The organism is Collinsella sp. CLA-ER-H8 (assembly GCF_040092335.1).
In the GTDB taxonomy this organism is placed as follows: domain Bacteria; phylum Actinomycetota; class Coriobacteriia; order Coriobacteriales; family Coriobacteriaceae; genus Collinsella.
The window spans coordinates 247,888-267,567 of record NZ_JBBNLU010000001.1 but is presented as its reverse complement, the minus strand read 5'-3'; the positions used below and the strand labels follow the sequence as shown (position 1 = coordinate 267,567).

Sequence of the window (19,680 nt, the reverse complement as noted above, 5' to 3'; positions counted from 1 at the left end):
GGGAAGGAGGAGGGCGCCTAGGCGCCGAAAGCGGCACATCCGCGTTGGCGAATCCGGCGTATCCGCGTTGGCGCGATTGGCGAAAATGCGTTGGTGGAAATGGTGAAAATTATATTGACGCTAACACGCCGGGGCGAGCCGGTCGAACCTGAGTCCGGAGCCCTTGGGCAGCAGCTTCCTTATCTCGACGTGGTTTCGCTCGCAGGCGCCCTTCTGGTCGCTGTGCCTCGGGTCGCAGTAGAACAGCCTCGTCTCGCCCGGCCCCTCGCCGACGAGGTCCGCGATCGCCCGCTCGTCGGAGAACTCCGTGCCGTTGTCGGTGAGCACGGCGCGGAAGACCCTGCCCATGCCGTCGGCGCCGAGGACCTCCCTGATATCGCCCAGGGCGGCCGCGACGCGCCCGGCGGTCTTCTCCTCCAGCGGCAGCGCGAGCTGGAGCCTGCTGGGCCGGTGCAGCAGCGTGAGCAGGCAGGCGGAGTCCTCCCGGGCCCCCTCGACGGTGTCCATCTCCCAGGCCGCGGCGCACGCATCCTCCCCGAGGGCGAGGAACGCGGCATGCGACCTGCGGGCGGAGTGGCGGGTCGCCGCCCGGCCCGCGGCGCGCTTCCTCGGCCTGTAGCCGACCTTGCGCCTGAGCTCCATGTTGGTCATGCCGTCGTAGCCCGCCGCGACCCAGCGGTAGATCGTCGAGGGCGACAGGTCCACGGGCCCGCCGTTGCGCGCCGCCATCTGCTCGGGCGACAGCCCCCGGCGCAGGCAGTCCCTGATGGCCTCCAGCCTGGCCGCCGCGGCGGGCTCGTCGGCGTTTATCCCGCGCCTGGACGAGACGAGGACCGAGTCGGCGCACAGCTGCGCGGCCCGGGCCTCGTAGAAGACGTGGGGGCGGCGCTTGCAGCCGATCGCGCGGTACCGGCCGCAGCCGTTGCAGCATCGCGGCCACGCCGCCAGGCGCGGGCAGGCCGCCGACAGGTCGGCGGAGGCGTCCACGCGCTCGCCGCGCCTGGCCTTCGGCGCCGTCACGAACCTGTGCGACGCCACCTCGGCGCTCACCGTCGAGGGCGACCTGCCCAGCTCCCTCGCGATCTCCCTGCACGACGCCCTGCGCTCCAGCATCCTCTGGACCGTGTCCCGCTCGTGCCTCGTGAGCCTTCCATAGGCCCTCGGGACCGCCCTTGCGGAGCCACTTTTCTTCTTTCCGGACATGCCGTCCTCCGATCTCCCGGGGCCGGCCGATCCGGCCCTCAGGGTATCGGGTTCCCACATTCATCCGCACATGTGCGGATGAATGTGGGAGGTGTTCGGATAAAGTCGATAATCAAGGATTTACAAATTCGTAAACTTTTTTGAAAAAAGTGCTTGCACAGTTCTCGAATCATAGGTTATTATCTTCCTCGTTGAACGCGCGGGTCCAACAAAACGAACCGTGAATCAACAACATAGCATGTCGGAGTGGCGGAATTGGCAGACGCGCTAGCTTGAGGTGCTAGTGACCGCTTTTTGGTCATGCGGGTTCAAGTCCCGCCTCCGACACCATCGCATTTGAGAAGCCTCTTCGGAGGCTTTTTTGTTACCGATAGACGGTGGGGTCCACGATGGAAACGCTTGAACGCAACGAGTGGGCAGACGTTGCCCAACTAGTCGAGATCACGAGCGATGCTGTCATCATCTGCGAGCTCGACGGAACCATTCTGCATGTGAATAATCGCTTACTTGGTTTGATGTGCGAGGAACGCGCCGACGTCATCGGTGGAGATGTTAAAGACGTCCTGTACTCGTCCGCTTTTGAACGTGCGACGGAACATCGTCTGCCATTTGAAACTGATGGCTCCGAGAACGAACTGATGCTCAAGCTGAGTGACGGCTCCTTTATCCCCGTCTTGGTTCGTGCGGGCTCCGTAACGCCTCCACGCATCTTTGGGCGCCGCGCGCCACGTGTCCTGGTGGCGCTCCATAGCATCGAAGAACAGTATTCGCACGACCGTCAGCTCAAGCGTGCTCTTTCGGAGCTTAGAGTGGCGAACAAGCGCCTCTCTGGCACGCTTTCGGTCATTATGAGTACCGTGGGCTCCGATGAGCTGCCCAGCCTACTTGATACCGTTTTGAACCAGCTTGTAGGAACGCTCGATGCTTCGGGTGCTGCTATCTATTTTTCTGAGAGCGGCGGTTTTAAACTTCGCAGTGTTTCCAAGGAGCTGTACGACAGCTACCTGCCTGAGTTTTTGCCGTATGGCGCTGGCATTCCGACGTATGTTCTTCGTGAGTCGCGTGCCTGTCGCTTGTCGATTCAACAGGACCTTGAGGGTGATAAGGCCGCCTCCGGTATGTTTATGGACCTGGACAATCGTTCTAAGCACCTGTTGCGTATGCAGGATATGCCTCCGTACCGCAGCGAGATCTGTCTTCCCGTTTTTTACGGTACGCAGATCCTTGGCGTGCTGGAAGTTGGTTGGAAACGCCCTCAGGCACCGCTCGCCTATGACGTTAATGTGCTCGAGGTCATTTGCGATTACCTGTCTATCCAGCTGGTCGGCATGGCATCGAGCCTTCGCTCCCGTCGCACGGCCGAGCTTGGCCGCTCGCTCAATGTCTTGCGTGATGAGTTGTTTACCTTTCTAGACGATTCTGCCGCGGCTACCCAGGCGGTATCGTCCGAGATCTGCAATATGCTTAACTGCCATTTTTGCCCTGTTGAGTATGACGCCAGTCTGGATTCCTACGTCATAGATTTTGAAGGCGGCAGTCGCGTTGCCTTGCCGGACGACCCTGAGAAGCTTTTCTTTTCCACGACGGCGCCAGCGGCACGTCTGGGGGCTGGCCCTGATGGCTTTGAGGCATCTGTTTTGGGCGGTACGAGTGCCGAGGACCTTAAACACGTTCGTATAACTCGCGTTGACGAATCGATGCCTATGGGAGGCTGGCTTAGGGCGCATGGTCTGCCTTGTCAAGGTCTCTACGTCGACTCCGGCATCGAGGCGGGGCGCCCGCGCTCTGAGGGTGATGGCAAGCACAGTAACGACGCGATTGTTCCTGCTTCTGTTGCGAAGAGTCCGACGACGCGCGCGCTGCTGCTTCGTGATGGTAGCCAAGAGCCGATTGATGACCTTGAATATGACTACTTGGTGCACTTGGCGCATGACTTTGAACTGATCTACGAAGGCGAATCTCAAAAGCGCGAGGAGCGCCATATCGCTCAGACCCTCCAGATCGGCATGAGAAATTCCCTGGGGGATGTTCCGGGTATCGCAACCGATTCGGTGTACCTGTCGGCCACGAACTCGGCGTTGGTCGGCGGTGACTTCTATACGCTCATCCGACTTCCCGACGACTGCGCCGTCATGATTTTGGGTGATGTGTCTGGCAAAGGCATTGAGGCCGCATCGATGTCCGCGCTCGTCAAGACGGCCCTGACGGCATATGCCTGGGAGGGCGCTGGCCCGGCCCGCATGGCACGCTCCCTTAACAGCATGCTCATGGGCTTTTCGAGGGTCGAGACGTTCGTGACGGCCTTTATCGCCAAGATTGACCTTAAAGCCGGACGCGCAACGTATTGTTCGGCGGGCCATCCTCCGACCATGGTCATCAGGCCAGAGTCGATGCCGCTGGGCGGCGGCGTGGCCCGTGGGGGAGAGGTCGAACTGCTTGGATGCCAATCGGGCGTAATCGGCGCATTCGAAGGCATGGTTTACGAGACGGGCGTGTTTACGTTCGCTCCTGGCGACATGCTCTTCATGTATACGGATGGAACGATTGAGGCCCGCGACCGCACCGGAGCGTTCTTTGGCGAGCAGCGCCTTCGTGACCTTCTGCTCTCTGTCTCGGGTGAGGGCGTATCGGGAATCTGCGGCAAGGTCTTGGGCGAGCTCGACCGATTTACCGAATCGGCGCTGGACGATGACATTGCATTGGTGTCCCTTGAGTTTTTGCGGGGCCGGTCCTAAACAGCGACGCTGGGCGCGTCGAATCCGCACGGTTGCGGAAACGCATGCATCGAACAAGCTCTTTTGGGGAACCATGGTCGTATGAATGAGTGGAATGACATAGCGGTTTTGACGCCACCAGGCGATATCGACATCGCCACGGTGCCTGCGCTGCGTCGGCGGTTGGATGCTTTGATTGGCCGCGGCGTGCGTCGTGTTGTCATCAACTGTCAGGCTGTTAGCTTTATCGATTCGACGGGCTTGGCATTCCTGCTTACGCGCGCTCGTGAGCTCATGAGGCGAGAAGGCCTGCTTTCGCTCGTCAATGCATCAGGTGAAGTTGTTCGCTTTTTGGAGATTGCTCGTCTTGTCGATATCCTTCATGTCGCGGGGCCGGCACGGGAGTCTATTCCCGCCATTCCGGTGGGGGAGCTGCCTCGCTGGAGTAAGAGCGTCGAGGTCCGTCAGGGTATCGAGAATCTTCCATACTACCGACATCGCATCGCCGAACTCCTTGAATCGCTTCCGTTGCGCCGTGACGAGCGCTATGATGTCGCATTGGCGTCGGGGGAGGCGCTGGGTAATGCCTATGACCATGCGGGCGGTATCGGGTGCATCCTGACGGTTCAGGCCTATGGTGATCGCGTTGTGGTTGAGGTGCTTGATCGAGGTGCCGGCTATGCTATCGATAAAACGAACGAACCGGTCGCATCTGAGGAGCGCGGCCGTGGTATCAAGCTTATGCGTATGCTCGTCGATAACGTGGAGGTTGCTCGTCGTACGGACGGCGCCGGCACGCGCGTGCAGATGGTGAAGCTGTTTAGCGGAGCGCTGGAATCGTGTGCCTAGCCAATCGCTTTAGCGCGTTTGGCTACTAAGAACATGCGGCAGACAAGTTTTTTGAAAAAAGTACTTGCGTCTTTTGGACAACTCGCGTAAATTAATAACCCGCAAGCGGACATGGCTCAGTTGGTAGAGCACAACCTTGCCAAGGTTGGGGTCGCGGGTTCGAGCCCCGTTGTCCGCTCCATTGCATTTCCGGACCGTTTAGGCGGTCCTTTTTCGGCGAAGTGGCCAAGTGGTAAGGCAGAGGCCTGCAAAGCCTTTACCCCCGGTTCGAATCCGGGCTTCGCCTCCAGGCAACATCCGGGCGCTCCGGCGCCCGTTTTGTTTTACATATGCGGACATGGCTCAGTTGGTAGAGCACAACCTTGCCAAGGTTGGGGTCGCGGGTTCGAGCCCCGTTGTCCGCTCCAACTATCTTACGCGGTTCTAACGAACCGCGTTTTTTGTTGACGCTGCGCGAGCCCCGGGCACCCCATCTTGCCCCTCAATCGTCGGTCGCGTACATAAAGTACGCTTCCCTCCTCTTTCGCGGCAACCTGGGGCACCCGGAGCCCGCTCGCTGTCGTGGCCGGGAAAGTGGGTCTTCCGTTCTTTTCACTAATCGGTCGATTCGTCCCAGGAGGCTTGAACCCGAGAGGGGGCGATCGTTTTGGGGCGTGGCTGTGGCGTTGTTTGTCGCGAATGTCCGCTTTGGGCGTATCATCGTGGGCATCTCGCATAACCTCGTTGCAAGGGAGATACGCCCCATGGCTACAGAAAAGTCTTCTTCGCGCTCATGGATGTCCGATGCCGCGATCTATCAGATCTACCCGCGCTCGTTTAAGGATTCGACTGGTTCGGGTCTGGGCGATATCGCGGGCATTACCCAGCAGATGGACTATCTTGAGCGACTGGGTATCGAGGCCATCTGGCTGAGCCCGTTTTATCCATCGCCTCTTGTCGATGGCGGCTATGATGTGGCGGACTACTGCGATGTCGACCCACGTCTCGGCTCGCTTGACGACTTCGATGACATGATCGCTGCGGCTCACGCGCGCGGCATCAAGGTCATCGTCGACATCGTGCCCAACCATTCATCCAACCAGCACCCCTGGTTCAAAGCCGCTCTTGCCGCCGGCCCCGGATCGCCCGAGCGCGCCCGTTATATCTTCCGCGATGGTCGCGGCGAGCATGGCGAGCTGCCTCCCACCAATTGGAATGCCAACTTTGGCGGCCCCGCATGGACGCGTGTTGCGGACGGTCAGTGGTATCTGCACATGTTTACGCCCGAGCAACCGGACTTTGACTGGTCATGCCCCGAGGTTCATGCGCTCTTTTGCGACGTCCTGGCGTTTTGGAGCGATCGAGGCGTCGACGGCTTTCGCATTGATGTGGCGCAGGGTCTCGCCAAGGATCTCGACCGCGATGACCTCGACCGGTGGCATCTCGCCGAGGGCGATGACATGGTTGACGACGGCACCCATCCGCTGTGGGACCGCAATGAGGTCCACGAGATCTATCGCGAGTGGCGCCGCGTGTTCGACCGCTATAATCCGCCGCGCAGTGCCGTTGCCGAGGCGTGGGTGCTGCCCGAGCGCCAGTATCTCTATGCGCGTCCCAGCGAGCTTGGCCAGACATTCAACTTTGAGTTTGCCAAGGCCACTTGGACCTATGATGACATGCACACTGCAATCGAGAAGGGCTTGAAGGCAGCCGTCGAATCCGATTCCGCCTCGACCTGGGTACTCTCCAACCACGACGTGCCGCGCGTGGCGACACGCTATGCCCTGCCGCAAATCAAGGCGACGCGCTACCACCAGATTGCGCTCGACTGGCTCTTACGCGACGGGTTGTCTTATGACGAGGACCGTGAACTCGGCGAGCGCCGCGCGCGGGCGGCCCTTTTGCTTGAACTGGCGCTTCCGGGCTCGGCATACGTGTATCAGGGTGAGGAGCTCGGCCTTTTTGAGGTGGCTGATATCCCGTGGGCTGCACTCGAAGACCCTACTGCGACCAATACGCACGGACCGAAGCGTGAGAAGGGGCGCGACGGCTGTCGTGTGCCCCTGCCGTGGGTGGCGGCGGACGATCCCGCGCATGGCGGATCGTTTGGGTTTTCGCCGGCAGACGCCGATGCGGCGCCCCATCTGCCGCAGCCTGCATGGTTTTCCGATTATGCTGCCGATAGGGAAGAAGTGGACCCGACATCGATGCTTGCGCTCTATCGTGACGCCCTCTGGCTGCGGCGCAAGCTGCGCGGGTGCGCCAACGATCTTGCGTGGCTCGATCTTGACGGGCGCACCGGTCTTGCGGATGGTGCCGAGGGCGCTGAGGGCGGCGTCATCGCCTATCGCCGCGATAACGGCTGGGCGTGTGTGACGAACTTCGGTGCAGCACCCGTGGAGCTGCCGGCGGGCAGGGTCCTGCTCACCTCATCACCGCTTGCAGACGGCAGGCTCGCGCAGGACAGCTCTGCCTGGATCATGCTCAGTGAGATGTAGGGGCATCTTGCGGCGAGTTTGCGTTTGCCTGCGCCTTCCGTGGTGGCTGATGTCCTCGCGAGGTTCGCGAGGGCGTCGCAAAACTTTTTTAAAAAAGTTCTTGCATTTGGGTGGATCATCCCGTATATTAAATCCTCGCAGGCGGACATGGCTCAGTTGGTAGAGCACAACCTTGCCAAGGTTGGGGTCGCGGGTTCGAGCCCCGTTGTCCGCTCCATTTGGGCGTTTAGCTCAGGGGGAGAGCGCTTCCCTGACACGGAAGAGGTCAGAAGTTCAAATCTTCTAACGCCCACCAAATGTTCGCAGCTCAGAGGCTATGTCTCTGGGCTGTTTTGTTTTATGCCGCCAAGCACGCCGCCAAATAACCACCAAATATTGATCCAAGGTCTGTACGCGATGGTCTTCGCATCCCGTAGGGGTGCCGGCAGATTGCATACGTCCTGGCCGATCGTGACCGCAACATGTTGGTCAAGCACAATCTTTTGGATTCTTTTGGCGTGAGCGGCTTGGTTTTGGTAGGATTTGTCAGCGGCTTGACTAAGGGGGTTTTATAACTGCCATGCAGGTAGCCGTGTTGGTAACGTTTTACCGACTTGCCAAGAACCCCTCATAATTAATGCGTCTGCAAAATGACTAATTGCTTTGACCTGCTGAAACACTATATGTTGTGTTTGAACTAAAAAAAGAATACAGGATATAGATGCGTCTTTGTCGTATGATAGATGGCGGACAGAGAACGAAGACCTTATTCGTCCCATTTGGACACGCCTTTGAGCCGCTTGATCGGCCGCGAGGATTGTCCGCATGAGGACTTATGGTTTATCGAGAACACAGATTGCGCGACGGCGCCGCAAGACAGGGGCAAGCCCTGCCGGGCATCGTTTGGCTCTGAAGCGCAATGAGGTTACGACGCGAAAGAGGCAAGAGGATGAAGATCATCAAGCGCAGCGGCACCGAGGTTGTCTTTGACATCGATAAGATCGTCAATGCCATCCGCGCCGCCAACTTGGAGGTCGAGGAGAGCTCTCGTCTAACCGACCGCCAGGTGGTTTATGCGGCGCAAAACGTCGCCGAGGCATGCGAGAACGCGGGCCACACCGTTTCGGTCGAGGAGATCCAGGATTTGGTCGAGGACGAGATCATGCGTCTCGACTGCTACGAGGTTGCCCGCCACTACATCATCTATCGCTATGTTCAGAGCCTGAAGCGCCAGAAGAACACGACCGATGACAAGATCCTGTCGTTGATTGAGTGCAATAACGAAGAGGTCAAGCAGGAGAACTCCAACAAGAACCCGACCGTCAACTCCGTTCAGCGCGACTATATGGCCGGCGAGATTTCCAAGGACCTGACTCAGCGCGTGCTGCTGCCCCAGGAGATCGTGGACGCCCATAATGAGGGCCTGATCCACTTCCACGATTCGGATTACTTTGCTCAGCACATGCACAACTGCGACCTGGTGAACCTGGAGGACATGCTCCAGAACGGCACCGTTATCTCGGGCACGCTGATCGAGAAGCCGCACAGCTTCTCGACCGCCTGCAACATCGCGACGCAGATCATCGCTCAGGTTGCTTCCTCCCAGTACGGCGGCCAGTCGATTTCGCTGACCCATCTTGCTCCGTTTGTTGAGGTGAGCCGTCAAAAGATTCGCGGCGAGGTCGCCCGCGAGCTCGAGGAGCTCGGCGTTTCCGCATCTCCCGAAAAGGTCCGCGAGGTTGTTGAGGATCGCCTGCGCGATGAGATTCGTCGCGGCGTCCAGACGATTCAGTATCAGGTCGTGACCCTTATGACCACCAATGGCCAGGCGCCGTTCGTGACGGTCTTTATGTATCTTAACGAGGCCCGTACGCCTCAGGAGAAGCACGACCTTGCCATGATCGTGGAGGAGACGCTTCGCCAGCGCTACGAGGGCGTTAAGAACGAGGCCGGCGTTTGGATTACCCCGGCATTCCCCAAGCTCATCTATGTACTCGAGGACGATAACGTTCACGAGGATTCCCCGTACTTCTACCTGACCCAGCTGGCTGCCAAGTGCACCGCCAAGCGCATGGTTCCCGACTACATCTCCGAGAAGAAGATGCGCGAGCTCAAGCTGTCGAAGGGCGAGACCGCCGGCAACGGCGATTGCTATACCTGCATGGGCTGCCGCAGCTTCTTGACGCCCGACCGCTCGGGCAACGGTTTTAACAACGTTGCCAACGCGCTGAACTACGACCCGAACAAGCCCAAGTACTATGGTCGCTTTAACCAGGGCGTTGTGACCATCAACCTGCCCGATGTCGCGCTGAGCTCGCATCAGGACATGGATAAGTTCTGGAAGATCTTCGACGAGCGCCTTGAGCTGTGCCACCGCGCCCTGCTGTGCCGTCATGAGCGTCTGATGGGTACGCTTTCGGATGCCGCACCGATTCTTTGGCAGTACGGTGCCCTCGCCCGCCTGAAGAAGGGCGAGACGATCGACAAGTTGCTCGTGGGCGGTTACTCCACCATTAGTCTGGGTTATGCCGGCCTGTATGAGTGCGTTAAGTACATGACGGGCCACAGCCACACCGAGAAGGAGGGCACGCCCTTTGCCATGGCCGTCATGCAGCGCATGAACGACAAGTGCGCCGAGTGGAAGGCTGCGAGCGACATCGATTTCTCGCTGTACGGCACGCCGTTGGAGTCGACGACCTACAAGTTCGCCAAGTGCCTGCAACGTCGTTTTGGCATTATCCCGGGCGTGACGGACAAGGGCTACATCACCAACAGCTACCACGTCCACGTGTCCGAGGAGATCGACGCCTTCGATAAGCTTAAGTTTGAGGGCATGTTCCAGCAGCTTTCGCCGGGCGGTGCCATCTCCTACGTCGAGGTTCCCAACATGCAGGACAACCTCAAGGCTGTCATTCGCGTGATGCAGTACATCTACGACAACATCATGTACGCCGAGCTCAACACCAAGAGCGACTACTGCCAGGTGTGCGGCTACGACGGTGAGATCAAGATTGTCGAGGATGACGGCAAGCTGGTGTGGGAGTGCCCCAACTGCGGCAACCGCGATCAGGAGAAGATGAACGTCGCTCGTCGTACGTGCGGCTACATCGGTACCCAGTTCTGGAACCAGGGTCGAACCGAGGAGATCCGCGACCGCGTGCTGCATCTCTAATACCGCTCTGGGGCTGAGCCGGGAGGGCCGCTTGGGCATTTGCTCGCTATTTCGGACAGTCCTGCGCAAGACGAAGGCCACATTAAGTGGCCTTCTTTGCGTGCGGAACTCATATCGAGCAAAAGCCCAAGCGGCCCTCTCGGCTCAGCCAAGTTGACGTAGTTGAGATGTAGCATGCGGCCTGCTCACTCCTCGAAGTTCGTAGCGGAGATAATTCGAGCTGCAGCTGCGATTTACTTGCGATGGCGGTTGAGCCGCAACCCAGTTTTTATTAGATCTCGAACCCTATGCTCGATGTTCGCTTCGTTCATTGAGTTACCCTTTGCATGAGGCCGGGACATATCGTCCCGCCCGCAGTTTCGCAGGCCGCAGGCCGAGAATGTTTGAGGACGGGATGATATGTCCCGGCCTCCCGGGAGAGTTACCTATGAATTACGCGAACATTAAGTATTTCGACATTGCTGATGGGGAAGGCGTTCGTACTTCTCTGTTTGTGAGCGGGTGCCGTCGTGGGTGCAAGAACTGCTTTAACTCTGTCGCGTGGGACTTTGCTGCGGGTGAGCCGTTCGACCGTGCCGTCGAGGACAAGATTATCGAGAGTCTCGACCATCCCTTTATTGATGGCCTGACGATTCTGGGCGGCGAGCCTATGGAGCCCGAGAATCAGGTGGGGCTTGTTGACTTTATCGAACGCGTGCGTGCGGCCTATCCCGCGGGGTCGGGCAAGACCATTTGGTGCTTTACCGGCGACGTGCTCGAGGAGCTTATGCCGGGTGGCCGTCATCATACCGAGGTGACGAACCGTATCCTGGCCTGCCTCGACATGTTGGTGGACGGCCCGTTCGTTCAGGATCTGTACGATATCTCATTGCGCTTTAGGGGCTCGAGTAACCAGCGTGTGATCGATATGAACGCCACGCGCGCCCGTGCTGTGCGCGAGGGCGTTGCGCTTTGCGACGCTGTGGAGCTTTGGCGGGACGATCCGGTCTATTCGACCCATACTATGTAGCTTGTGGCCGATGCCAAAGGGCGTGGTACCATAGCGCGAACGCAAAATCGGAAAAGTGAGGCCCAGATGGTCGATCAGGAAAAAGTCGAGGCCGCCATTAAGCTGTTGCTTGAGGGCATAGGCGAGGACCCAACTCGTGAGGGCCTGCTGGAGACCCCGGCGCGCGTTGCCCGTATGTATGGTGAGATCGCCGGCGGTATGGACCAGAGTGCCGAGGAGCACCTGTCCAAAACCTTTGCCGTCGCTTCGAACGATTTGGTTATCGAGCGCGACATTACGTTTTACTCGCTGTGCGAGCACCATCTGCTGCCGTTTTACGGCAAGGCTGCCATTGGCTATATCCCCAACGGCCGTGTCGCAGGGCTTTCTAAGCTTGCCCGCACGGTAGAGGTCTACGCCCGTCGTCTGCAGCTGCAGGAGCAGTTGTGCGCACAAGTTGCCGATGCCCTCATGGAGTATCTCGCTCCCCAGGGAGCGATTGTGCTCATGGAAGCCGAGCATATGTGCATGACCATGCGCGGCGTGCAAAAGCCCGGCACCAAGACCGTGACGCTCGCTCGCCGCGGCATCTTTGAGACTGATCCCGCGCTCGAGGAGCGGTTCTTTAGGATGCTGGGCCGTTAGCATGAGGGTCGTCAACGACTTTACATCGAAGACCGATGAGGGGACGTCGCGTCGCGGCTTTATGGCTTCGGGCCTGGCGCCTTTTGGTGCCATGCCTCGCATTGATTACATCTGTGCCAACGGTCTGTTCCGGCGGCACCTGGGCAACATTGCACAGTTGGAATCGGGGCGCATCTTCTGCCGCCACGGTATTGACCACCTGCTGGATGTCGCTCGCATTATGTGGATCAAGAATCTCGAGGAACAGCTCGAATTTGACCGCGAGGTCATCTACGCCACGGCACTTCTTCACGATATCGGCAAAGATGAACAGTATGAATCGGGTATATCCCATGATGTTGCAAGCGAACGCGTCGCTGATGCGATTCTCGGCGGTATGTCCGATGACGTAGCGTTTGAGCCGGCCGATGCCGCAGCCATTAAGACGGCCATTCTGGGCCATCGAAAGCTGCGCGTGAACAGCCAACCGCTCGAGCGCCTGCTCTATGCAGCCGACAAAGCGTCGCGCGCCTGCTTTGCATGCCCCGCGCGCAATGCTTGCAACTGGAGCGATGATAAAAAGAACCTGTCGATTCGCGTGTAGTTAGTTTACGCGGTCGGGGTTCTAAACGAAGGAGACGATCGCGATGAGCAACAAGAAACTGCCCGAGAATGCAACCAAGACTGAAGGCGCCGAGCTCGCCCGCCGTGGAAGGGGCGAAATATCCACCGCAACGGCGGTGCCCCACGTGAACTATGACGATCTGCGCCATGCCGACCGCATCACCGTTGAAGGTCTTGAGGTTTTTGCTAACCACGGCGTGTATCCCGAAGAGAACGCGCTGGGCCAGAAATTCATCGTGTCCTTGGTGCTCTATGCTGACCTGCGTGCAGCGGGAGAGCACGATAACTTGGACGCCTCGATTGACTACGGCTCGGTGTGCCACGATGTCGATGGCTATCTGCGCGAGCATACGTTTAAGCTCATCGAGGCGGCAGCTGAAGGTACGGCCCAGATGCTGCTGCGTCGTTATCCCTCGCTGCTTGGTGTACGCATCAAGCTCGATAAGCCGTGGGCGCCTGTTGGCCTGCCCTTGGCAAGCTGTGGCGTCGAGATCGAGCGTGTGCGCTAACCGGTTCTAATACGTCTCTATGGGTGGCTGCTTGAGCCGCTGCGACAGCGCTCTATTGTTGGGGCAGTACGTGTCGAGCAGGGCGTGAAACCGCTGATTGTGGCTTGGCTCGAGCAAGTGGACGAGCTCGTGGGCGACAACCATGTCGAGGCATTCGACGGGATAGGCGGCAAGTTCTCGTGCGATGCGAACGGCGCCGGATTTGGGCGTGCATGAGCCCCAACGCGTTTTCATGCTGCGTACGGAAACGCGGGAAACGGCGACGCCCATTGCGATTTCGTATGTGTGCACAATATCGCGTAGCGCCGATGTGACTTCGGACGTATAGAGCTGGTCGATGTGGGCTTGGAGCTCATCGGACGTTAGGCCGTCGAGGATTGCGTGCCGCTTGGCCTGCGGGCCTTCGTCCGATTCATCGGTACCCATAAAACTTGCGAAGGTAGCCTGCTTGGGCCGCGGTGCGGGTGGCTCAAAGTTGTGGTCGAGTGCATCCTGAACGGTGATGGGTTTGCCCCAAAGTGCAATGATGGACGAGGGGCTGAGCGGCTCTCGTGCCGTCGCCTGACGTTGCTCGCGCTGGGCAAGTCGACTGATAATCCAGGCGCTGTTGCGCTTCACAAACGCTTCGATACACTCGCGGCTGGCGCCGAGCGGTGCACTGGCGTGGACCTCACCGCTCGATGTGACGCGTAGGTTGAAGTTCTTGACGCGCTTTTTGGTAACGACGACGGGGATGGGCGTCCCATCCGGTCGGGATACGGAAATCGTAAACTGCTGCGTCAAAAGCGGTCCTTCAGATTGGGGACGGGCCGGCATGTCGACCGTTCGGCATGCCGGCCCGCTCAAGGGATGTGAAATTAATAACGCTCAAAGAAGGCAAGCGCGTTGTCGCTGCAGAGCTTCTGCATCACAGTCTTGCCAAAATGCTTGGAAAGCATGTTCTGGAACTCGGGCATCTTGCTGGCATCGGAGAGGAAAGCGGGCACCGTGGCACCGTCCCAGTCGCCGCCGAGCGCGATGGCGTCCTCGCCGCCCAGGTCGAGCCAGTGCTCGATATGTGCCGCCAGCTGGTCGAAGGTGACGCCTGCGGCGGTCTTGTCGGTTGCGTCGTTGGAAAGGAACTCGCTGCAGTAGTTGAGGCCGACGATGCCACCCATGTCGCGAATGGTGCGGAACTGGTCGTCGGTGAGGTTGCGCTTAACGCCGCAAACTGCACGGGAGTTGGAGTGGCTGGCGACGAAGGGGCGCGTGGCGTGGGCGACAACCTCGTCAAAGCCCTCGTCGTTGAGGTGGGAGACATCGAGTACCATGCCGGCGTGCTCCATCTGCGTAAGTGCCTCGATGCCGGCGGCGGTGAGGCCGGCGTGGGTATCGTGTCCGCTCGCGAGCGGTCCCTGCGCGTTCCAGCTGAGCGATGACATGAGTACGCCCAAGCTCTTAAGCACCTCGATCAGCGCGGGGTCCTCGGCAAAGAACGTGGCGTTTTCGATGGTGTGGATGCAGGCGACCTTGCCGTCCTTGAGCGCGGGGCGAATGTCTGCGGCGCTGCGCACGTTGACCATGCGGTCGTGGTTGAGCATTGCCTGGCCGCTCATATGCGCCATGATTTGCGCCTGGAAGCGCGCAGCGTGGGCGGTGGGAATCTCGTCGGGGACAAACGTGGCGAAGCACTGTGCCCATGGCGTGTTGCCGATCTTTGCGAGCGAGATGGCGCAGGCGTTGCCCTCGATGAGATCGAAATCTTGCGGATGCGTTTCGTCGCCGGGGAAATAACCGTCGGTGCCGGCAGTAAAGCGCAGGTCGAGATCGAGCGTGGCCCAGCCGATTCGGTCGGCGGTGTCGCAGTGTAGGTCAAATACGGGATATGCCATGGTTCCTCCGGTTGCAGCGTTTCTTTGCAAACTGTCATTGAATTGTATGACTAGGGTATAGTTAGCGCCATATGTTCATGGCGGCCCGCGTTATGCGCCGCCCTTATTACGGAGGTTACCATGTCCAACCAGGGCAAGAAGGTTAAGACCCATTATCGCGGCACGCTCGACGACGGCACGCAGTTCGATAGCTCCTACGATCGCGGCGAGCCGCTGGAGTTCACCTGCGGCGCCGGCCAGATGATCAAGGGCTTCGACGCCGCTGTTGTCGACATGCAGGTGGGCGAGAAGAAGACCGTGCACATTCCTGCTGCCGATGCCTACGGCGAGCGCAATCCTGAGATGGTTATTACCTTCCCGGCCGAGCAGGTTCCCAACATCGAGCAGATCGAGAAGGGCATGAAGCTCTTCCTGTCCACGCCGAGCGGCATGCCTGTCCCCGCCGTCGTCATTGACGTGACGCCCGAGGCCGTGACGCTCGATGCCAACCACGAGCTTGCCGGCAAGGACCTCAACTTTGATATCGAGCTCGTCGAGGTCGAGGGTTAGAGTATGCCTGAACGCTTGGTTTCGACGACATGCTTGGGAAATCTCAACGATCCGTCCTATGAACTTCTGCTTCGCCGGAAGCTGGGCGGTGTCTTTGAAGTTGACGATCTGCTGCTCGATTGGGACCAGGCTGATGTATGCGCGTTTGTGGGCGTGACGGAGCTGGGGCGCACGGTCGATGTTCGGCTGGATACTGCCGACGGCGGTCGTCTTGTCGACGGCGACGTGCTCGCCGTCGACCACACGGGTGCGGTACCCGTGGCGGTTGTCGTGCGCCTGCGCAGCGCCGAGGTTTATTTGGTCGAAGTTGACCGCATGGACCCGATTGCGCTCGCGCATGCGTGCTGGGAGATCGGCAATATGCATGCGCCGCTTTTCCGAGGCGATTCGGACGAGCATACCGTGCGCATGTATACGCCGGTGCAGCCTGTTTTGGGCCGCATGCTCCGGGGCGTCGAGGGCGTTCGGCTCTCGACGGTTACCCGTGAACTCGATTCGGACCGGCGCTTTGCGTCGAGTGCGGCGGACGCCGTTGTGAGTATGGCTCCAGACTTTACGATCGTAAAGAAGGCGCGCGGTTAACGTGCGTATAAGTAAGACGGACTTTGAGAGACAGCTATTCAAAGTCCGTCTTTCTGTTGATGAGATGCTGTGGGGGAAAGCATATGGGTCTTGAAGGAATCAAGCTGATTGCATGCGATTTGGACGGCACGTTGCTGCATCCGGGGGAGCGCGAGCCGCGTTCCGAGGCCTTTGAACTCATCGATGAACTGCATCGTCGCGGTATCGTGTTTATGCCGGCGAGCGGCCGTCAATATGCGAGCTTGCGCTACCTGTTTGCCCCGGTGGCCGATGAGCTCGCCTATGTATGCGAAAACGGAGCCCTGGTGATGAGCGAGGGACGTGCCGTTGTCAAGCGTTCCATGGAGCGTAGCCTTGCTATGGATATCGCGAATGCCGTGGTTGCGTATCCCCATGCCGACGTGACCCTTTCGTGTGAGGGACACCTCTACACCATGAGCGGCAACAATGCGTTCGTCGACCATTTGCGCTATGAGGTCCACTGCGATGTGGCGGTGGTCGACCGCCCCGAGGACATCGACGAGGACGTCATTAAGATTGCCTTCCAGACGCCCGAGGTGAATCAGCCGGCGGCCCTGGAGTATTTCGAGCGCCTCTTTAGCGACCGTGTTGACGTGATGACGTCGGGAACCGAATGGACGGACTTTATCGGCTTCGGTTCGGGCAAGGGCTCCGCGCTTGCCGATTACGGTCGTGCCCTGGGTATTTCGCCCGATGAGATGATGGCGTTTGGCGATAACGAAAACGACCGCGACATGCTCAACGTAGTGGGCCATCCTTATCTAATGGAGAGCTGCAATCCCTCTATGCGTGACATCAACGACCGCGTCCGTTACGTGCACACGGTCGAAGAAGAGCTGCGTCGTCTACTTGCTGAGTAGACATTTGGGACATGCCTAGAAATCTATTTTTTGCTGCAAAGCGCGGAAAGGTGGATTTTAAGGCATGTCCCGAACATCTACCGGCAGTCGGGGCAGAGACCCTCGAAGATGGTGTAGTGCGACGTGACGTGCCAGCCGATTTGCTCGGACGCCTTGGCGTCGAGCTGGGCATCGAAGGGGAGCGGTACGTCGATGACGCGGCTGCACGAGGTGCAGATGATATGCGCATGCGGCTCGATCGTGCGATCGAAGCGGCTGCCGCCCGGCGTCTTGATGGAGAGGATTTCGCCGGCGTCGGCCAAGAGATTGAGATTGCGGTAGACCGTACCGCGGCTGATTTTGTCATCCTGCGCGCGCACGGCGTTGTAGATTTCGTCGGCGGTGGGATGGTTATAGCTTTGGCGCACGGCGTCAAGAACCAGCTTTCGCTGCTTGGTATTCCTTCTTTGCACCGCCATGCGCCTCGCCTCTTTTCTATTAACGGTCGTAGGTAAATGATACCGTATTTAGCACACAATACTAATAATGAGGACTGAAACCGTCTTCATTGGCAAGTGGGGCTCGGGCCTGGGCGTCTACAAGGCGAAAACGCGTTCCCATGCGCTCGTAGGAGGCATGAAGCGCCTCGAGATGAGATAGGACGTTTGCCGGAGTTCCCTGTATCTCCATCTCGACTGAGCCGTCTTCCATGTTACGCACCCAGCCGGTGAGTGCGCGTGCCTGCGCGAGGTTGGTGTTGGTAAAGCGAAAACCAACGCCTTGGACTTGCCCCGTCCAGTGCAGGAAATAGCGCAGGGGAGTGTCTTGAGTGGCCTCGTCGCTTGCGAGCACGGTAAGCCTGCGGCGCAGCTCGAGCTCGACGTTTGATGGTTTTTGAGGCTCTCGACTGCCGCCGGTGACGCTGGAGAAGAACGTATCGAAGAGGCCCATCGCTATGCCTGCTTGTCTGCGTCGGCCGGGAAGGTAATGCCGGCCTGCTGGCGCACGGCATCCATGATGCGCAGTGAGACGAGCGTGACATCGCGGTAGTGGCCAAGCTCGTGGCGTCCTGCCGGGGTCTCCCAAATCTCTTCCTTAACGTTATCGATGCCGCCGATGGCGGTGATAAAGTCTGTGAGTTCGTATTCCATAGTGTTGTTCGATTTGGGTAGGTCGAGCACGCGGCCGTTGTCGCCCTGTTCGCGCGGTGCCTCGGTCGCCGAGCCGCGTACGACATCGCCGCGATAGTCGATGCGGACGTTGCGGGGCGTGGACAGATGGTCGATCTGGATAGTGCCACGCTCGCCTTCGATCTGCGAGGGCAGCAGGTCATTCGTAATTTTGGAGTGCGCGAGCTCGACGGAGATGCGGCCTCCGCCATAGCTGGCGAGGATGGAACCGCAGCCGTCGATGGGGCCGTGCGTGAGCTGTCGCGTGGTGGGGTCGAGCAGAGTAGTCATGCTCGTAAGGCCGGAAGGCATGCCGAAAATCTCGACCATGGGCTCGACGGCGTAGACGCCAATGTCCATGAGGGAACCCGATGCCATATTGCAGTCGAAGATATTGGTGGCGCGTCCCGCGAGAATCTCGTTGTAGCGCGAGGAATACTTGCCAAAGCGCAATGAGGCGCGGCGGATGGGGGCGATCTCGCCCAGGGCGTCCTCGATGGCGTGGAAGGCGGGATCGTGGAGGGGACGCATGGCCTCGAGGGCCACGACACCTGCTGCCTCGGCAGCGCGGAAGACTTCCAGCGCCTGCGCTTCGGTGGCGCAGAAGGGTTTCTCGACGATGACGTGCTTGCCACCGGCGATGCAGGCAAGGGCCTGCTCGTAGTGAAGTGCGTTAGGGCTGCCGATATAGACGGCGTCGACGTCGACGGCGGACGCAAGCTCGTCAAGTGCGGTGAAGTTACGCTCGCCGCCGTGTTCGGCGGTAAAGGCAGTACCGCGATTGGCGTCGCGTGAAAGCGTGCCCACAAACGCGGCTTGGTCGTTGGCGTTGACGACTTGGATAAAGTCGTCGGTAATCATGGATGTGCCGATGGTCGCGATGCGCAGCATACGTCCCCCTTGCGTTGTTTGGTCTACAGGATGAGTGTAGCGCGTGGGGATATAAAGCTGCGCGAAAACGCTATTACAGGTCGCTCTCGTTAAAGCCGGTGTCGATATCGAGGTTGCTGCCGTCGGCTGCCGTGGTGGCGAGCTCATCGCAGCGCTCGTTGAGCTCGTGGCCGGCATGTCCCTTAACCCAGATGAACTCCACCTTGTGCTTGCTTTTGGCGGCAAGCAGGCGCTCCCACAGGTCGCGGTTCTTGACGGGCTGCTTGTTGGCAGTTTTCCACCCGCGCTTTTTCCAGCCGTCGATCCAGTGTTTATTGAAAGCGTTGACGACGTACTGCGAATCGGAATGGACCTCGACCTCGCAGGGGCGGTTAAGCGCCTCGAGCGCCACGATGACCGCCATGAGCTCCATGCGGTTGTTGGTGGTCTTGGCGTAGCCGCGCGAAAGCTCGGAGGTGAAGGTCTTGCCGGCGGGGTTGGTGTATTTGAGCACGGCGCCGTAGCCGCCGCGTCCCGGATTCGATCGGGCCGAGCCGTCGGTATAGATGATGACCTTCACATGGTTCCTTTCGTTGGGTACGTTTCGTGTGAGTGACCATTGTAGCGCCATGCCCGCCGG

18 protein-coding genes and 6 tRNA genes are annotated in these 19,680 nt (G+C 59.3%); 17 read left to right on the top strand and 7 right to left on the bottom strand.

Annotation, left to right across the window (positions count from 1 at the left end; genetic code table 11):
* Positions 1–120: 120 nt before the first annotated feature.
* Positions 121–1,203: an IS30 family transposase gene (locus AAAX72_RS01240; protein ID WP_349128674.1), complete on the bottom strand. Its 1,083-nt coding sequence runs from the start codon at positions 1,201–1,203 to the stop codon at positions 121–123.
* A gap of 240 nt (positions 1,204–1,443) precedes the next feature.
* Here AAAX72_RS01240 and AAAX72_RS01235 point away from each other — a divergent pair.
* From AAAX72_RS01235 to folB, 14 genes are all read left to right on the top strand, one after another.
* A tRNA-Leu gene (locus tag AAAX72_RS01235) sits at positions 1,444–1,533 on the top strand.
* Positions 1,534–1,592: 59 nt separating this feature from the next.
* Positions 1,593–3,938, top strand: coding sequence for a SpoIIE family protein phosphatase (locus AAAX72_RS01230; protein WP_349128672.1), 2,346 nt, complete (start codon positions 1,593–1,595; stop codon positions 3,936–3,938).
* An 81-nt stretch (positions 3,939–4,019) separates the two neighbouring features.
* Positions 4,020–4,766 carry an anti-sigma factor antagonist gene (locus AAAX72_RS01225; protein WP_349128670.1) on the top strand — a complete coding sequence of 249 codons (747 nt, stop codon included), beginning with the start codon at positions 4,020–4,022 and terminating at the stop codon, positions 4,764–4,766.
* A 105-nt stretch (positions 4,767–4,871) separates the two neighbouring features.
* Positions 4,872–4,947, top strand: a tRNA-Gly gene (locus AAAX72_RS01220).
* A 34-nt stretch (positions 4,948–4,981) separates the two neighbouring features.
* Positions 4,982–5,055: transfer RNA gene (locus AAAX72_RS01215), tRNA-Cys, on the top strand.
* A 42-nt stretch (positions 5,056–5,097) separates the two neighbouring features.
* Positions 5,098–5,173, top strand: a tRNA-Gly gene (locus AAAX72_RS01210).
* 336 nt (positions 5,174–5,509) lie between these two features.
* Entirely contained in the window at positions 5,510–7,243 is a 1,734-nt protein-coding gene (locus AAAX72_RS01205; protein ID WP_349128669.1) for a glycoside hydrolase family 13 protein, read from the top strand.
* A 141-nt stretch (positions 7,244–7,384) separates the two neighbouring features.
* Positions 7,385–7,460: transfer RNA gene (locus tag AAAX72_RS01200), tRNA-Gly, on the top strand.
* A gap of 3 nt (positions 7,461–7,463) precedes the next feature.
* Positions 7,464–7,538, top strand: a tRNA-Val gene (locus AAAX72_RS01195).
* 633 nt (positions 7,539–8,171) lie between these two features.
* Positions 8,172–10,394: an anaerobic ribonucleoside-triphosphate reductase gene (gene nrdD, locus AAAX72_RS01190; RefSeq protein WP_349128667.1), complete on the top strand. Its 2,223-nt coding sequence runs from the start codon at positions 8,172–8,174 to the stop codon at positions 10,392–10,394.
* Between the two features lie 427 nt (positions 10,395–10,821).
* Positions 10,822–11,403 (top strand): anaerobic ribonucleoside-triphosphate reductase activating protein, encoded by a 582-nt coding sequence (gene nrdG, locus AAAX72_RS01185; protein WP_349076412.1) that lies wholly within the window; start codon positions 10,822–10,824, stop codon positions 11,401–11,403.
* A 66-nt stretch (positions 11,404–11,469) separates the two neighbouring features.
* Entirely contained in the window at positions 11,470–12,027 is a 558-nt protein-coding gene (gene folE / locus AAAX72_RS01180) for a GTP cyclohydrolase I FolE (protein WP_349128665.1), read from the top strand.
* Between the two features lies 1 nt (position 12,028).
* Positions 12,029–12,610, top strand: coding sequence for an HD domain-containing protein (locus AAAX72_RS01175; RefSeq protein WP_349128664.1), 582 nt, complete (start codon positions 12,029–12,031; stop codon positions 12,608–12,610).
* A gap of 43 nt (positions 12,611–12,653) precedes the next feature.
* Positions 12,654–13,139 carry a dihydroneopterin aldolase gene (folB, locus tag AAAX72_RS01170; protein ID WP_161115749.1) on the top strand — a complete coding sequence of 162 codons (486 nt, stop codon included), beginning with the start codon at positions 12,654–12,656 and terminating at the stop codon, positions 13,137–13,139.
* A 6-nt stretch (positions 13,140–13,145) separates the two neighbouring features.
* On the opposite strand, the gene AAAX72_RS01165 is transcribed toward folB, so the two are convergent.
* On the bottom strand, positions 13,146–13,922 hold the full coding sequence (locus AAAX72_RS01165; protein ID WP_349128662.1) for a SprT family zinc-dependent metalloprotease: 777 nt from the start codon (positions 13,920–13,922) through the stop codon (positions 13,146–13,148).
* Between the two features lie 74 nt (positions 13,923–13,996).
* On the bottom strand, positions 13,997–15,010 hold the full coding sequence (locus AAAX72_RS01160) for a membrane dipeptidase (protein ID WP_349128660.1): 1,014 nt from the start codon (positions 15,008–15,010) through the stop codon (positions 13,997–13,999).
* Positions 15,011–15,130: 120 nt separating this feature from the next.
* Between AAAX72_RS01160 and AAAX72_RS01155 the strand changes: the two genes are divergently transcribed.
* From AAAX72_RS01155 to AAAX72_RS01145, 3 genes are all read left to right on the top strand, one after another.
* On the top strand, positions 15,131–15,559 hold the full coding sequence (locus AAAX72_RS01155) for a peptidylprolyl isomerase (RefSeq protein WP_117855062.1): 429 nt from the start codon (positions 15,131–15,133) through the stop codon (positions 15,557–15,559).
* Between the two features lie 3 nt (positions 15,560–15,562).
* Positions 15,563–16,141, top strand: coding sequence for a hypothetical protein (locus AAAX72_RS01150; protein ID WP_349128658.1), 579 nt, complete (start codon positions 15,563–15,565; stop codon positions 16,139–16,141).
* An 83-nt stretch (positions 16,142–16,224) separates the two neighbouring features.
* Complete coding sequence (locus AAAX72_RS01145; RefSeq protein ID WP_349128656.1) at positions 16,225–17,022, top strand: HAD family hydrolase; 798 nt, start codon at positions 16,225–16,227, stop codon at positions 17,020–17,022.
* A gap of 77 nt (positions 17,023–17,099) precedes the next feature.
* On the opposite strand, the gene AAAX72_RS01140 is transcribed toward AAAX72_RS01145, so the two are convergent.
* From AAAX72_RS01140 to rnhA, 4 genes are all read right to left on the bottom strand, one after another.
* On the bottom strand, positions 17,100–17,480 hold the full coding sequence (locus AAAX72_RS01140) for a transcriptional repressor (RefSeq protein ID WP_195503338.1): 381 nt from the start codon (positions 17,478–17,480) through the stop codon (positions 17,100–17,102).
* Positions 17,481–17,541: 61 nt separating this feature from the next.
* A complete protein-coding gene (locus AAAX72_RS01135; protein ID WP_349128654.1) occupies positions 17,542–17,952 on the bottom strand; it encodes an acylphosphatase in 411 nt (136 codons plus the stop codon).
* Positions 17,953–17,954: 2 nt separating this feature from the next.
* Entirely contained in the window at positions 17,955–19,061 is a 1,107-nt protein-coding gene (locus tag AAAX72_RS01130) for a Gfo/Idh/MocA family oxidoreductase (protein WP_349128652.1), read from the bottom strand.
* 73 nt (positions 19,062–19,134) lie between these two features.
* Entirely contained in the window at positions 19,135–19,671 is a 537-nt protein-coding gene (gene rnhA / locus AAAX72_RS01125) for a ribonuclease HI (protein ID WP_195239164.1), read from the bottom strand.
* Positions 19,672–19,680: the final 9 nt, after the last annotated feature.

What these genes read in the sequence shown, in the direction of transcription:
- AAAX72_RS01205 (WP_349128669.1), top strand. Translation starts at nt 5,510, where the DNA reads ATGGCTACAGAAAAGTCTTCTTCGCGCTCATGGATGTCCGATGCCGCG.
- AAAX72_RS01135 (WP_349128654.1), bottom strand. Translation starts at nt 17,952, where the DNA reads ATGGGCCTCTTCGATACGTTCTTCTCCAGCGTCACCGGCGGCAGTCGA.
- AAAX72_RS01140 (WP_195503338.1), bottom strand. Translation starts at nt 17,480, where the DNA reads ATGGCGGTGCAAAGAAGGAATACCAAGCAGCGAAAGCTGGTTCTTGAC.
- AAAX72_RS01175 (WP_349128664.1), top strand. Translation starts at nt 12,029, where the DNA reads ATGAGGGTCGTCAACGACTTTACATCGAAGACCGATGAGGGGACGTCG.
- AAAX72_RS01240 (WP_349128674.1), bottom strand. Translation starts at nt 1,203, where the DNA reads ATGTCCGGAAAGAAGAAAAGTGGCTCCGCAAGGGCGGTCCCGAGGGCC.
- AAAX72_RS01145 (WP_349128656.1), top strand. Translation starts at nt 16,225, where the DNA reads ATGGGTCTTGAAGGAATCAAGCTGATTGCATGCGATTTGGACGGCACG.
- rnhA (WP_195239164.1), bottom strand. Translation starts at nt 19,671, where the DNA reads ATGGCGCTACAATGGTCACTCACACGAAACGTACCCAACGAAAGGAAC.
- folE (WP_349128665.1), top strand. Translation starts at nt 11,470, where the DNA reads ATGGTCGATCAGGAAAAAGTCGAGGCCGCCATTAAGCTGTTGCTTGAG.
- folB (WP_161115749.1), top strand. Translation starts at nt 12,654, where the DNA reads ATGAGCAACAAGAAACTGCCCGAGAATGCAACCAAGACTGAAGGCGCC.
- nrdG (WP_349076412.1), top strand. Translation starts at nt 10,822, where the DNA reads ATGAATTACGCGAACATTAAGTATTTCGACATTGCTGATGGGGAAGGC.
- AAAX72_RS01160 (WP_349128660.1), bottom strand. Translation starts at nt 15,010, where the DNA reads ATGGCATATCCCGTATTTGACCTACACTGCGACACCGCCGACCGAATC.
- AAAX72_RS01225 (WP_349128670.1), top strand. Translation starts at nt 4,020, where the DNA reads ATGAATGAGTGGAATGACATAGCGGTTTTGACGCCACCAGGCGATATC.
- AAAX72_RS01150 (WP_349128658.1), top strand. Translation starts at nt 15,563, where the DNA reads ATGCCTGAACGCTTGGTTTCGACGACATGCTTGGGAAATCTCAACGAT.
- AAAX72_RS01155 (WP_117855062.1), top strand. Translation starts at nt 15,131, where the DNA reads ATGTCCAACCAGGGCAAGAAGGTTAAGACCCATTATCGCGGCACGCTC.
- AAAX72_RS01130 (WP_349128652.1), bottom strand. Translation starts at nt 19,061, where the DNA reads ATGCTGCGCATCGCGACCATCGGCACATCCATGATTACCGACGACTTT.
- nrdD (WP_349128667.1), top strand. Translation starts at nt 8,172, where the DNA reads ATGAAGATCATCAAGCGCAGCGGCACCGAGGTTGTCTTTGACATCGAT.
- AAAX72_RS01230 (WP_349128672.1), top strand. Translation starts at nt 1,593, where the DNA reads ATGGAAACGCTTGAACGCAACGAGTGGGCAGACGTTGCCCAACTAGTC.